Source organism: Cryobacterium sp. MDB1-18-1 (assembly GCF_004402735.1).
Taxonomy (GTDB): Bacteria; Actinomycetota; Actinomycetes; order Actinomycetales; family Microbacteriaceae; genus Cryobacterium; species Cryobacterium glucosi.
This window is the reverse complement of the sequence record NZ_SOFR01000084.1, coordinates 1-13,499: the sequence shown is the minus strand read 5'-3', so window position 1 is coordinate 13,499 and position 13,499 is coordinate 1. Positions and strand designations below refer to the sequence as shown.

10 protein-coding genes and 2 pseudogenes are annotated in these 13,499 nt (G+C 62.2%); 5 read left to right on the top strand and 7 right to left on the bottom strand.

Annotation, left to right across the window (positions count from 1 at the left end; translation table 11 throughout):
- Positions 1–955: ATP-binding protein (locus E3O50_RS18780; protein ID WP_134560325.1), on the bottom strand; the 955-nt coding region annotated here is incomplete at its 3' end.
- Positions 952–2,007: pseudogene (locus E3O50_RS18775) on the bottom strand (IS21 family transposase); the annotation flags it as partial. The pseudogene E3O50_RS18775 and the gene E3O50_RS18780, both read right to left, overlap by 4 nt.
- A 63-nt stretch (positions 2,008–2,070) precedes the next feature.
- Here E3O50_RS18775 and E3O50_RS18770 point away from each other — a divergent pair.
- Positions 2,071–3,215, top strand: a protein-coding gene (locus E3O50_RS18770) for an IS3 family transposase (RefSeq protein WP_134564593.1) whose coding sequence is annotated in 2 segments (ribosomal slippage) — positions 2,071–2,350 and positions 2,350–3,215 — 1,146 coding nt in all. Because the reading frame shifts where the segments join, the coding sequence is not laid out codon by codon here.
- A gap of 188 nt (positions 3,216–3,403) precedes the next feature.
- A complete protein-coding gene (locus tag E3O50_RS18765) occupies positions 3,404–5,659 on the top strand; it encodes an EAL domain-containing protein (RefSeq protein ID WP_134559325.1) in 2,256 nt (751 codons plus the stop codon).
- A 304-nt stretch (positions 5,660–5,963) separates the two neighbouring features.
- On the opposite strand, the gene E3O50_RS18755 is transcribed toward E3O50_RS18765, so the two are convergent.
- Entirely contained in the window at positions 5,964–6,938 is a 975-nt protein-coding gene (locus E3O50_RS18755; RefSeq protein ID WP_194087901.1) for a sigma-70 family RNA polymerase sigma factor, read from the bottom strand.
- A 483-nt stretch (positions 6,939–7,421) separates the two neighbouring features.
- On the opposite strand from E3O50_RS18755, the gene E3O50_RS18750 reads away from it, so the two are divergent.
- Entirely contained in the window at positions 7,422–7,796 is a 375-nt protein-coding gene (locus E3O50_RS18750) for a hypothetical protein (RefSeq protein ID WP_134559321.1), read from the top strand.
- A gap of 198 nt (positions 7,797–7,994) precedes the next feature.
- Here E3O50_RS18750 and E3O50_RS18745 read toward each other — a convergent pair whose 3' ends face one another.
- Positions 7,995–8,165: a CsbD family protein gene (locus E3O50_RS18745; protein WP_134559319.1), complete on the bottom strand. Its 171-nt coding sequence runs from the start codon at positions 8,163–8,165 to the stop codon at positions 7,995–7,997.
- 1,277 nt (positions 8,166–9,442) lie between these two features.
- Positions 9,443–11,614, bottom strand: a complete 2,172-nt coding sequence (locus tag E3O50_RS18740; RefSeq protein ID WP_134559317.1) for a transglycosylase domain-containing protein — start codon at positions 11,612–11,614, stop codon at positions 9,443–9,445.
- 325 nt (positions 11,615–11,939) lie between these two features.
- Between E3O50_RS18740 and E3O50_RS18735 the strand changes: the two genes are divergently transcribed.
- Both E3O50_RS18735 and E3O50_RS19770 read left to right on the top strand, forming a co-directional pair.
- Complete coding sequence (locus tag E3O50_RS18735; RefSeq protein WP_134559315.1) at positions 11,940–12,290, top strand: hypothetical protein; 351 nt, start codon at positions 11,940–11,942, stop codon at positions 12,288–12,290.
- A 105-nt stretch (positions 12,291–12,395) separates the two neighbouring features.
- A pseudogene (locus E3O50_RS19770) lies at positions 12,396–12,633 on the top strand (hypothetical protein); the annotation flags it as partial.
- Between the two features lie 118 nt (positions 12,634–12,751).
- Here E3O50_RS19770 and E3O50_RS19300 read toward each other — a convergent pair.
- Together E3O50_RS19300 and E3O50_RS18725 are read right to left on the bottom strand one after the other, a co-directional pair.
- Positions 12,752–12,910 (bottom strand): hypothetical protein, encoded by a 159-nt coding sequence (locus E3O50_RS19300; protein ID WP_166790994.1) that lies wholly within the window; start codon positions 12,908–12,910, stop codon positions 12,752–12,754.
- Positions 12,907–13,479, bottom strand: coding sequence for a hypothetical protein (locus E3O50_RS18725; protein WP_134564592.1), 573 nt, complete (start codon positions 13,477–13,479; stop codon positions 12,907–12,909). The genes E3O50_RS19300 and E3O50_RS18725 overlap by 4 nt, the downstream gene beginning before the upstream one ends.
- Between the last annotated feature and the right edge of the window lie 20 nt (positions 13,480–13,499).

Genomic DNA, 13,499 nt, shown 5'->3' with positions numbered 1-13,499 from the left:
CCTGCAGAAGTTCTACGCGTCGTATGCGAAGTCGAAGGGCCAGTCGCCGCATGACCCGCGCCTGATGGTGCGGGTCATGCTGTACGAGTATTGACTCATTGAGTATTTGCGGGTTTGGGGGCCAGCGAATATTGCCTTCGGGGGCCATCGATATTGCCGCTGGGTGCCGGGTCGTCGCGCGGTCGGGGGCCCGTGACGCCCGACCGCGCTTGACCTGGCCGGCGGTGTGTTCTCGCATGTTGTGGCCGCCGGTCTCGACCCAGATGGTGTTGTGCACGATGCGGTCCATGATCGCGTCCGCGTGAACTCCGGAGCCAAGGCGCTGGTGCCAGTCCTTTTGGGCGTATTGGGTGCAGAACACCGTTGATGCCTGGTCGTAGCGGCGCTCGAGGAGTTCCAACAGCATGCTCCTGGTGCTCTCGTCGGGCTCGTCGAGGAGCCATTCATCGATGACTAGGAGCGAGAACGAGGCGTACTTGTTCAGAAACTTCGTCGACCCGGAGGGTTTATCGCGGGCCAGCTGCCAGGCCTCTTCGAGCTCCGGCATTCGAATGTAGTGTGCTCGCACCCGGTGCCGGCATGCGGCTTTCGCCAGCGCGCAGCCCAGATACGATTTCCCCGATCCGGTGAATCCCTGGAACACGACGTTCTGCTGCCGATCGATGAACGAGCACGTGCCCAGCCCTGCGAGCATTGACCGGTCCAGGCCGCGCTCCTCCACGAGGTCCAGTCGGCGCAAATCCGCGTTCGGATAGCGCAGGTTCGCCCGGCGGATGAGCCCCTCGACCTTGGTTTGGGTGAAGACGGAGTGGGCGTCGTCGACGGCGAGTTTGACTCGCTCCTCGAACGCGAGGCCCAGGGTGAGGGTGTCGTCTTGCGCGTCGAACGCGTCCAGCAGGGTGGCGACGCCCATTTCGCGGAGCTTGCGTTTGGTCTCGATATCGATCCGGCTCATCGTGCAGCGCCTGCGTAGTAGTCGGCGCCGCGGACATATCCGCCGGATTCGGGTTCGGCAGGTTCGAAGCGCGGCATCCTGCGGGTGCCTGTCTTGTCTTGCCCGGTCTCCAAGATCGGTTGCAAGTGCGCATACCGGGGCGAGCGAACACGACCCTCCAGTGCGATCTGGCACGCTTTTTCCACTCTCTCGCTGGAGTAGCGGCGGCTCAGCCGCAGCACGGCGAGGGCGGCGTCGAAGCCTTGTTCTTCCACCGGCACGGCCTCGAAGATCCTGCTCACCACCGTCACCATATGGGGTCCGACTCGTTCGGCCCAGGCCCGGATCCGGACGCTGTCCCACTCGCGATACTTCTCGCCCTGGGGCTGGTCGGCATCGTTGGTGCGGTATTCGTTCACGACATGCTCGCCGAACAATAGGTGGCTGGTGAGCCGCTCATGGTTCCGATAGACCTCCAGCACTTGCCTGGTGATGCGCAGGTCGACGCCCTGCCCGATATGCGCGTAGGGGACGGAGTAGAAGTTCTTCTCCCAGACCACATGCGCGTTCTTCTGCACCCTGCGCCCCATGATCCACCGGCTGATCTCATACGGAGCCGACGGCAACGGCCGCAGCAGCGCCTTCTCCTCGGTTTCAAACACGCTGAAGCGGGAGCCGGCGCGTTTCTGGAACGGTTCCCGGTTATAGGCATCAATGCGTTCGTGGATCGCGGCTCGCAGTTCGGGAAGCGACCCGAAGCTCCGATGACGCAGTCCGGCGATCACCCAGGTAGCAACGTGGGAGACCGTATTTTCCACGGACGGTTTGTCTTTAGGTGACCGGGGGCGGCCCGGCAGCACCGCTGCTGAGTAATGCGCAGCCATCTCCCGGTAAGCGTCGTTCAACACGATCTCGCCCTCGCGAGGGTGCTTGATCACTCCGGTCTTCAGGTTGCCGGGCACGATCCGGGGAACCGTTCCGCCGAACCAATCGAACATCGCGACGTTGGCCAGCAGCCAGGTGTCTTGCCGCATATCCAGCGCCGGTTCCACGAACGCATACCGGGAAAAGGGACTGCCCCCGGTTTGGTTGACTCCTAACCTGTGGAGATTCGTCTTCGCTGGAAAGATGTCATCATGCCCAAGCCCTACCCACCCGAGTTCCGCCGTGACGTTGTCGCGGTAGCCCGGAAGCACGAAGCCCCGCTGAATCAGATCGCGAAGGACTTCGGGATCTCGGAGTCCTGCCTGGCGAACTGGCTGAAGAAAGCCGACGTCGAAGAAGGCGTCAGGCCCGGTGTGACCGAGAAGGAATCCACCGAGCTCCGGGATGCCAAGAAGCGCATCCGGCTGCTCGAGCAGGAAGCCGAGGTCATGCGGCGGGCCGTGGCCTATCTCTCCCGGGACGTCAACCCAAAATGATCTACCCGCTGGTCCGTGAATTGGCCGTCGACGGTGTCCCCGTCACGGTGATCTGCCGGGTGTTGCGCTTCTCTAAACAAGCGTTCTACCAGTGGAAGCGCGACCCAGTCTCCCAGCGCGATTGGGACGACGCCCACCTCACCAACGCGGCCTGGGACGCTCACCGGGACGACCCTGCGTTCGGCTACCGGTTCATCTCCGACGAGCTCGGTCAGGCCGGCCTCACCGCGGGTGAGAACCGGGTCTGGCGGCTGTGCTCGCAGCAGCGACTCTGGTCCGTGTTCGCGAAGAAACGCGGCCTCACGCGCAAGGCCGGCCCGCCCGTCCACGACGACCTCGTCAAACGGAAATTCACCGCGACACGCCCGAACCAGCTCTGGCTGACCGACATCACCGAACACCGCACCGACGAGGGCAAGATCTACCTCTGCGCGATCAAAGACGTCTACTCGAACAAGATCGTCGGCTACTCCATCGACTCCAGGATGAAGGCGTCCCGGGCCGTCGCCGCGGCCCGGAACGCGATCGGTCAGCGCACCATCGACGGCACGATCCTGCACTCGGACCGAGGCTCTCAATTCCGCTCCAACGCGTTCCTGCGCGTGCTGAAGAACAACGGCATCACCGGGTCGATGGGCCGCGTCGGCGCATGCGGCGATAACGCCGCGATGGAGTCCTTCTTCGCGCTGCCGCAGAAGAACGTCCTCGACCGGAAGCGGTGGTCAACCCGAGAGGAACTGCGCCTCGCGATGGTGATTTGGATCGAACGGACATACCACCGCAAGCGCCGGCAACGCCGCCTCGGCAAGCTCACCCCGATCGAGTTTGAGACAATAAACGTGGCCCTCAAAGCCGCCTGAGACCACTAACCCTTTGAGTCAACTGAACTCGGGGCAGTCCCGCCCACTGTCCAAGAACTCCGCAGCAGCTCATTCGGTGTTGGTTTTGGTCGGTAGGCTGGGCCTGATACGAAGGGGTTTCTGTGCAGGTGGGTGCTCGTGAACGTGGGGGTCGCCTGATCGGTGGGTTGAGGTCTGGGCGCTGGTTGATGTGGGTCGTCAGCGCTTTAGTAATCGTTTACTTTGTTGGTTTGCTGTTACATGGTGACGGGGCGAACCCGTTCGTTGATGTGTGGTTGAGCGGGTTGACACAGTGGGTGGCCGTGGTCGTGTTTTTCGCGGCTGCCTGGCGGACACATTTTGCTCGCTGGGACGTGCTGCTGGCGGCAGCGGCGGTGACGGTGTCCGCGGTCGCGGATACCTACTATTCCCTGTCCGTAGATGACAGCGGCTATTTGGTGTTTCCCTCTGTGGCGGATATCGGGTATCTCATGTTCTACCCGCTGATGCTTGCCGCCGTGATTGTGCTGGTTCGGCGGCAGGTGCGGGGTTTCTCCTGGTCTGTGCTGCTCGATAGCGCGGTCGGGTCTTTGGGCGCGGCAGCGGTCCTGGCCGCCATTCTCAGCCCCGTCCTGGATGACGCGATCAAGAGTCCCACCCCTGTTGTGACAGTGGTTGCGGTGGCATACCCGTTTTTTGACTTGTTGCTGGTCGCAGTGATCACCGGCGTAGCCGCTTCCCCGACCTTGGACATTGGGCCACGGTGGCTGTTCCTCATCCTTGGTTTGGGCATCCTGACCGTCGCCGATGTCGCATACGCGCTGCTCGAAAACGCCGATCAATACAGCGCCGGAAACCCGTTGGACGCGGTTTGGGCGCTCGGCCTAGCCCTGATGGCCCTGTGGGTCGATGGCTCGGGGAGGGACACGGGCGCCTATCGCCGGCGGGACAGGGAAACGCCCGCGTTGAGTGTGCCGGCTGGCGCCGTCGTGGCCGGGCTGGGTCTTCTCGTCTTGGGCACCCAAATCACAGTGTCGCTCCTTGCGGTTGTCTTAGCCACCGCCACGGTGGGGTTGGCTGCGCTTCCTCTCGCATTTCGACAGCGACTTCTGCGCCGCGAGTCCCTCACTGATGAGCTCACCGGGCTACCGAATCGAAGGGTACTGAAAGCCGAAGCGGCGGCACGATTCACGGTTGGATCGGTCTCGCCCCTGAATCGGCGCCGGAGCGCCTTGATTCTGTTGGATCTGGACCGGTTCAAAGAAGTAAACGACAGCCTGGGCCACGACGCGGGGGACGCGTTGCTGGTTCAAGTCGGCACCCGGCTGTCGCACTCCCTGCGCGCGGGAGATTTCCTGGCCCGACTCGGGGGTGACGAGTTCGCGATCGTCCTTCAAGGTTCTGGCGAGGAAGATGCTCTCGCAGTGGCCGGCAAACTTCGTGCCGTTCTTGCGGCCGCGTATACCTTGGAAGGAATCGCCCTACAAACCAGCGCGAGCATGGGGATCGCACTGTTTCCCGACCAAGGCCAAAGTCTCGGTGAGCTTCTTCGGCGAGCTGACATGGCCATGTACGAGGCGAAAACGACCCACTGTGGCCACCACATTTTCCAACAAGCCGACGATAGTCATGGTGAGATCCGGTTGCGGACCTTGGAAGAACTGCGCGGTGCCTTGCTCGAGGACCAACTCGTGGTGCACTACCAACCCAAGATCAGCTTGAAGACGGGGCGCGTTACCGGGGTCGAGGCCTTGGCTCGATGGAACCACCCGACCCGGGGTTTGCTGCTGCCGGAAGAGTTTTTGATCTTGGTCGAGGAATCTGGCCAGATGGCAGTACTGACCCGGATCGTATTGGAGAAAGCCCTTGATCAGGCTCAGCTCTGGCACAGCCAAGGTCAGGCAATGACTGTCGCCGTTAACTTGTCGTCCAGCTCCCTCGTCGACGTTGACCTGCCCGAGCGCATTACCGCCATGATCGACGCCCGCGAGCTGACCGCCTCCACGCTGATACTGGAAATCACGGAGGATTTCCTTATGTCTGACCGGGAACGAGCCCGAACGATTCTGACCCGACTCCGCGACAGCGGCATCCAGATCGCTATCGATGACTTCGGTACGGGATACAGCTCTCTGTCCTACCTACGGGACCTTCCGATTGACGAAATCAAACTCGACCAATCCTTCGTCATACCGATGGGCCAAGATCCTCGCGCAGCCGCACTGGTGGCCTCCACGATTGACCTCGCTCACAGCCTCGGCCTGCGCATGGTCGCCGAAGGCGTGGAAAACAGGGCCGCCTACGACGAGCTCGTCCGTTACGGGTGCGATCACGCCCAAGGCTTCTTCATGTCCCGCCCCGTCCCCGCCACCGAACTCGACACCTGGATCGCCCACCGGTGTGTGGAAGACATCGGAGACCTCGTTCAAGTACATAGTGCAGGCGCGTCGACAACTGGGCTCTGAACCGATTCCGAATTCCTAGACCGGGCCGCGCGAACAAGGCGGACAGTGTCTTTGGCCGTATCTGCTGAGTGACCGTTGCACGCGTCGATTACTTGACCATTGCGGGGGCGGAGCGCTGCGAGATGTTCAGCGAGCTTAGGAGTGCGATGCTGCTCGCGTTGGAGCTCACCCGCCTCGTCTATCTCGGTGACCTCGGTGCAGGCCGGACCCCGGGCTGCGACCAGCTCGGTCCGACGCGCGTGCACCGAAACGAAGTCTTTCACGGCGACCGAAACCGAACTTGGGTTGGCTTCCTTATCGCGTTTTAGTCGTAGAGGTATTGTTCGAGTCGGGGTACGCGCAGGAGTGCGAGGGCGCGTTTTTCGATTTGTCTGACGCGTTCCCGGGTGACGCCCTGGACGGCCGCGACCTGTTCGAGGGTGTGCGGCTCGTCGCCGTCGAGTCCGAACCGGGCGGTCAAGATGGCCTGTTCCCGGGACGGCAGTCGGTGAAGGTGGAAGGAAATATCGGCCCGGCGCAGGGTGAGGGTCGCGTATTCATCCGGCTCGGGCAGATCGCCGTCTTGGATGAGTTCAGATATGTCCCCGACGCCATCACCGATCGGCATATCCAAAGAGATGGGTTCGCGGTCGTAGCTGAGTAACCGGGACACTTCCTGGGCCGAGATAAGGATGGCCGCTGCGAGTTCCTCGATGGTGGGTTCCCGCTCGAGGGAAATCATAAGGTCGCGGCGGATGCGCTTGATCTTGTTGAGCTTTTCCGCGGTGTGCACGGGGATGCGGATCATCCGGGACTTGTCTGCCATGCCGCGGTGGATCGCCTGGCGGATCCACCAGGTCGCGTAGGTGGAGAACTTGTAGCCGGTTGTGAAGTCGTACTTCTCGACCGCGCGGACGAGGCCGATATTGCCGTCCTGGACGAGGTCCATGATGAGTGTTCCGCGGCCGGAGTAGCGTTTGGCGATGCTGACGACTAGGCGGAGGTTGGCCTCGATGAAGTGGTCGTTTGCTCGGCCGCCGTCGTGGGCGAGCCAGGTGAGTTCCCGGGCGAGCTCGGGGTCATCGATCCCGCGCTTAAGTTTTTCGGCGGCGAACAGGCCGACCTCGATGCGCCGGGCGAGGTTGACCTCGTCCTCGGCGTTGAGGAGCGGGCTCTTGCCGATGCGGCGCAGGTAATCACCGAAAGTATCTGTGGCCTCGCGCGCATAGCGCCCGGCGACCGCCGGGCGAACACGCGAGATCGGGGAGGTGGTCGTTGGGACTTGGGTTTCGGCGCTCATTCCGTTGCCGCCCCCGCGATACTCTCCACCGCTCGGGCCAGCGTGGACATGGCACGGCAATCTAGAGGCCTGATGAGATTCGTCGCCTCGAAGATATCTCCGACGTGTTGAACGTAGCCGAGGAGAACGGAGGCTGGCTCATCCCCGCCTCGCTGACCTCGTACTTGCCACGTCGTCGCGGAAACGGCGACTAAACCAACGCTGTTGTGCTGACGTGAAGCTAGGACATGTTCGGGCATGAACGCCTCCAAATCACAATGGAAAGTTCAGTACACATGCTGAAAATAGAACTCTCAAGAGGGTTGACGTACCCGTGCGCACCCCTGTATGGGGGTGTCCAACCGTCGCTACGTCAAGTCGCGATGAGTTGGAATGAAGTCCCTCGTTGGTCAGCCGTGAGGTCGTCTGGGACAGATGTTAACGCCGACTGAAAATAGGGCCAGAAACGCCAACTGACAATAGGGCCACCAACCACTATGGAAGGTGATCAAATTGGATGATTGGGCAGAGTTTCGCCATGTGCATTCGACGGGGAAGCATGCGAAACGGGAGATAGCGCGGCTGGCCGGGGTGTCCCGGGGAACGGTGGATCGGGCGTTGGCTGTGGATCGGTCGCCGGCGTATCAGCGCGAGCCGACCGGGTCTAGTTTTGACGCGTTCGCCGGCCAGGTGCGGGTGTCGCTCGCGGCGACGCCGACGACGACGCCGACGATGCCGGCCGCGACCGCGGCCGAGCGGGTGGGCTGGTCGGGATCCCCGTCGCTGTTCCGGGCCAATGTTGCCGAGCTGCGGCCGGAGTACGCGGTGCCCGATCCCGCGGACCAGCTGGTGCACCCGCCCGGGTTACGAACCTGCTGACACTTGGGCGATGAAAGCGTGCCGACGCACGGTTTCGGATGGAGTGTTTAGACCTTGATGCAAGCAGGGTCGTGATGATGTTCAGCGTCAGTTGTTTAATACTGGGGCGTTCGCGAAGTTCGCCCGGCTGCAGCTGCTTATCAGCGTGCCGATACGGGCTGTTGCGGGTATCGGGACCGGTCCTGAAGAGCTTCGGCTTTACTTCAGGGCGTCTTTGACGTTCTCACCGGCCTGCTTGAGGCTGCCCTTAGCGTGATCGGCTTTGCCCTCTGCTTCGAGCTTGGGATTGTCGGTTGCCTTCCCAACAGCTTCCTTGCCTGTGCCCACGACTTTCTCGGTCGCGTTCTTGATTTTGTCCGTACCACTCATGATCGCTTTCCTTCCCGTTCAATCGAGCGTTTTCGTCATAGTAAACCCATCCCACGCACGTGGCACGGGTGAGTGCGGGCAGGTTTCCCTCCGCACTCTTAATCAACGACTCGGATTTTCACGTCACTTCGTACGCATCCGAGTCGGCCGGCGGATATCGATCGTATTATTTGGACCAGCACCTGGCCAGTTCCTAGTCCTCAGTGGCGGCGCGACAAACCGCACCTGTTCGGCCCAGTGGGTGCCTGCCTCAGCCCTACGACCTGACGGAGTTCCCGAGGCGAGGGCGTTCTCCGCAATCGTCCGTCGCAATCGGGGTGGTCGACATGACGTCGCGCATTTACAGCGACAGCCTGCCTGAGGGATGCTGGCGGCCGTTAGCGAGAGCTGTCGTGGAGGGCGTCGGTCTCGGCCGATGTCTAGACCTTGACTAGGCGGAGGCAGGCGTTGGTTATGCCGCGCACTGCAGAGGCGATGATCGGTGACCACCTCAACGACCGGCGCTGGAGAGCTACGGAGCGCCTCGTGCATGCCGGGGCGGACCGATTGTGCCCATCGAGACGACCAGGTTCGACAGCGGCAGGATGACCAGTCCAGTGTCCCTGAGGGCGGTGAGCACCTCGCGGGACAAGGCGGCAGCCTCCAACCTGACCTGCACCAACTCGGGCAGTTCGACCCGATGCTGAGCGTGGTAGCGCACCCAATACTTCTCGAGGTGGATCGGGTTTGATCATCGTTGGTGAGCGGGGTCGAGGTGCAGGGGGCGTGCCATGCTTTCGGCGCTCTCGATAAGCTCGTGTTTATGGCGCGGCCACAATACATTCACCAACACTGCATGGTCTGTGAGTCCGAAGAGGACTTCAAACTGCTCGACGAGCAAGACGGACACTTCCCGACTTTCATGGTGTGCACACAGTGTGGGCAAAAAATCCCAGTTCTGGGTTGCATCCCGCGGAGTAGTTGACGGCGACAACACGTCAATATCCTTGATCGGCCTCGTGTCCTTCTTCGCTGTATACCTCATCGTTGATGTCGCTTACGGCTCATATTTGATCCAACGCTGGAGAGCCACCAGCTAGCTTCCCGACTTGCCAGGAACGAGCGGATGCAACCTGATCACATCCCTCGTGTCGTTGCGCTTGGATACGCGTGGTGGCCGTGACCGTGATCCTTACCCAGCCCAGGCGCCGGCGGGCGCACGGGGTGGGACCCATGCCCGAACTCACTGTGGTCTAATCGGAAGCACTGACCTGCACGGTGTCGAGAAAATCCACTACTCAGCGGGACGAGACCAAAACATCTCCGCCGTACTTAGCGTTAGCGACGCTCATCACGGCCGGCCACATCCGGTGCCGGGCGGTGGCCGCCTGCACGGTAGAGCGCGACGAGCCCGGGGAGCGCAGGTCTTCGAAGTACGTGGTGCGTTGATCCTTGTCTCCGGTGACGCTCATCACGCCGACGACAGTGGCGACCTTGGTCGTCGCACCGCTCATCCAGGTGTCCTTGTTGCCGTCGGTGGTTCCGGTCTTACCGATCATCGGCACCTTCGGGCTCGTGGCCGCGTTCGATGCGGTCGCCGTTCCCTTGGTCATGACCTGCTGCATCGCCGTCGTCATGCCCGCTGCGACGGCCGGATCGACGGACTGGGTGCACGTGCTCGCGGGCACCGGGATCGCGGCTCCGTCCGTGCCGGTGATGTGGTCGATCACGATGGGGCTGCAGGTGGTGCCCTTGTTGGCGATGCCGGCGAAGGCGACCGCCATGCTGAGAGGAGCGACCTCGTTGGTGCCGAGCACCGCGGAGGCACCCTCCTGCAGGGGGTCACCGTCGGCTCGGGTCACACCGAAGGCCTCTGCGGTCTTGCGGATGCCGCACAGGTCCAGTTTCTTGGCCATGCCGATATAGCCGGTGTTGATCGACCCGATCGTGGACTCCAGCGCGCTGTAGTTGGCGCCCGCCTCGCCGGAGTCGTTCTTCGGGTTGAAGACGAAGCTCTGGTTGCCGAGGCAGCTGTCCCGGAACACGCCCCAGTCGCTTTTGCGCCGGGAGTCGACCCGCTCGTTGAGCGAGTGACCCTCGGTCAGCCATTCGGCGAGGGTGAACACCTTGTACGTCGATCCGGGCTGGAACCCGCTCGAGCCGCCCTGGTCGACGTTGGTGTTGTAGTTGATCCCGGTGTAGTTCGCGCCAGTGGCCTGAACGGCCGGGTCCTGGCTGTAGTCCTTGTTCTGCGTCATGGCGAGCACCTTGCCGGTGCCGACTCCGACGCTGACGATCACGCCACCGACGTCCCAGCCGGGGTAGGTGTCGGGGACGTTGGCCTTCATGGTGGCCTCGGCCGCCTGCTGCATGTCCAGGTCGAGGGTCGTGTACACGTTGAACCCGCCGCGCCGGAAGTTCGCGAGGCGTGTGGCGTCATCCGCTCCGAAGGTCGGGTCGTTCTGCAGCGTGTTCACGACGAGGTCGCAGAAGTACGCGCTGCCGCCGGCGGTCTGGCAGCCGGTCGAGGGCTCGTGGATGCTGGGCTCAATGGCAGAGGCGATCGCGGCATTGTGGTCGGCCTGGTTGATCTTGCCGTACTTGAGCATCTCGTCGAGGATGTAGTCGCGGCGGTCCTTGTTCGCGGCGTAGCCGTTCGCGGCGCCGTTGGTCTCGCTGTCCGGCTGGTCGAGCTGGAACTTGACCGGGTTGTTCACGATCGCCACGAGGCTCGCGGCCTGCGGGAGCGTCAGTGTCGCGGCGGTTGCGCCGTAGTAGTACTCCGCGGCGGATTCGATGCCGTAGACGGTGCCGCCGAAACCGGTGATGTTCAGGTACGAGCGGAGGATGTCGTCCTTCGCGTACTTCTTCTCCACGCCGATCGCGAGGCGCATCTCCTTGAGCTTGCGGTCGGGAGTGGTTGCGGTCGCCGCGTCATAACAGTCCGACTTCTTCTGCGCATCCGTGAGCACTTCGCACTTCTGCACGAGAACGTTCTTGACGTACTGCTGCGTGATCGAGGAACCACCGCGGGTGCCGCCGCCGGCGAGGGTCGAGACGAGTCCGCCGACGGTGCCCTGCAGGTCGACGCCGCCGTGGTCGTAGAACCGGGGGTCTTCACCGGAGGTCGCGGCATCCTTGACGAACTGGTTGATCGCATCCGAGGCGACCTCGACGCGGTTCTGGTCGTAGAACGAGGCGAGAAGATAGGGGGCGCCGGTGCTCGTGGTCGCGTAGATGTTGCTCTTCTGCGAGAGCTGGTCGATCTTCAGGTAATCGGGCAGGTTCTCGAAGACGTTGATCGTGTTCGTCGCCGCGATCCCGGAGAGGGCCAATGCGGGAGTGACCGCGGCCGTCACGAGAACGCCGGCAACGACACTCATCGCGACAAAGCCGAGCGCCCCGACTCGCAGTTCCGCTGCTGTCTCGAATGATTGTTCCCGCGGTTTCGACATTTCTGGCGTCGTCACGTGTCCACCCCGCCGAGTTCCTGTGACTCACGTTCCCCCACGATTACCCACGTGTTCCTGACCCGCCATGCGATGAACACATAGCGGACCTTCCTCGACAAATCTAAATGATTAGTCCCGAGTAGTCGTAGGCGTGAGGGACCGTATGCGGGGTACGTCGATCAGCCAGTTGGGTCAGATCGCGGCTGACCTGGCGGGGAGTTTCGCTCCGACCCCGTGTACACGGCGAACTCACCATGATAGCTTAGGTGCTTTAATGCGATTCCGTTACTTTGAATATGTCAACCTACTTTTCTAATGATTGATGTGAGTTCAAGGTGTGGGTATGAGAAGAATTTCGTTCAGCGGCGCCTCGTTCCTTACGGCAGATCGAATCGCCGACGCGCTTGTAAGTCTTTTGGCCGTGCTCAATAAAAAAAATAGGTCCGCGGTCGGGCTCATCCCGGTGGTATTGGTCAATGGCGCGGTCGTTACGGCGACGTTGTTCCTCGGACCGGCTCATGCTCTCATTGCCATCCCGGAAGAATCTTTATGGCCTGAACCCGACGCTTCGGATACCATCAGGCAACTTAAGCTTCTCGGTCAGGTCGCACCCGCAGAACAGTCAGGGTTTTCAGAAACGATCGCTATCCCAGATTACGGATGGAGTGACCGGGACTGGCCTGATTTCTGGTGATGTTACACATCCGCAGCCGGAAGATGAAACCCAAAACTGGCCGCTGTTGGAAGGTCGGGACGGTTGGGGAGGGTAGCTGATTGCACACCGCTTAGCTCTTCCCGTATGGTCGCAGAGTTCGATTCAGACCGGATCCGGGCACGATCGCGTGAGCGCATGACGGTGGCCAGAGAAAAGGGCCGGCTACGCGGGCGCAGCCCCAAGCTCTCCCCGCCCAAGAAAATCACCTGGTCGAATTGCACGCCGTCACCTTCACGCGATCGCGGAACTAGCGGAGCTATTCGCGGTCGACCGCGCCACGGTTTACCGGGCTAATATCCAGGCCGCCACCGTCAACCGGTGACCTACGCTGCTCGAGCTATTCCTAGTCCGCTGACTCCTTCCCCTATAGACCAGGCCACAAAAAAACCAGGAGTACAGCGGACTGTATTCCTGGCTTCTTTTGCGCATAGCGCACTGAGCTAGCTGCGAGTGATGGCCACCAGACTGATCGGCGAGGTGGGGTAGACCACCGCGCCCGCGCTCAGGTTGATACCCGTGGTGCCGGTACGCCACCACGTGGTGTTGCGGTCACCCACCGTGATCTTCGTCACGTTAGTGATGGCGCTGGAGAACGTCAACGCTCTCCGAAGCCGTTGAGTAAAAAGCGGTATGGCTGTCCGTCTGTGCCCATCGTTGTGACGAAGCTGCAGTTAATGAACGCGTGCAGCGACGCCGAGCGCCCGTCATCCAGTACCGTCGCGACGATGGCGGGGCCATCCAGCCGGGCGCTCCATCCGCTGTGCGCGCCGGGGCCAGCGAGATCATCGGGCAGGAGCACCGTGGCCCCGGATGCGGTATGGATGCCGTAGCTGAACGCACCGACCTCGGTGTAGAACTCCGTGTCCGGCTGTTGGTCACCGTCGACGTCCCCGATGATCCCCGTCGTCGCGCCCGCGGGGATCGCGATGCCGTTCGGGATGCATCCCGCAGCGCCAGTCGCGCTGTTTCCTGGTGTCGACGGTGACGGCAGCGGCGACGGCGGGGAGGTCGACGAGACTGCTGACGGTGTCGCGGAGGTCGTTGGAGACGCTCCGGTCGTGGCGGTGGTGGTCGGGGCTTCAGCTGACAGCCCCGAGCCGGTGGGCGCACAGCCCGCCAGGGCCATGCCGACGGCGAGCGTGAGTAGAAGAAATGTTGACTTTGACATGTGGGAAACACCGTATCTAT

Coding starts and splice junctions, on each gene's coding strand:
- E3O50_RS18765 (WP_134559325.1), top strand. CDS start 3,404: ATGTGGGTCGTCAGCGCTTTAGTAATCGTTTACTTTGTTGGTTTGCTG.
- E3O50_RS18755 (WP_194087901.1), bottom strand. CDS start 6,938: ATGAGCGCCGAAACCCAAGTCCCAACGACCACCTCCCCGATCTCGCGT.
- E3O50_RS18745 (WP_134559319.1), bottom strand. CDS start 8,165: ATGAGTGGTACGGACAAAATCAAGAACGCGACCGAGAAAGTCGTGGGC.
- E3O50_RS18735 (WP_134559315.1), top strand. CDS start 11,940: ATGAGAAGAATTTCGTTCAGCGGCGCCTCGTTCCTTACGGCAGATCGA.
- E3O50_RS18725 (WP_134564592.1), bottom strand. CDS start 13,479: ATGTCAAAGTCAACATTTCTTCTACTCACGCTCGCCGTCGGCATGGCC.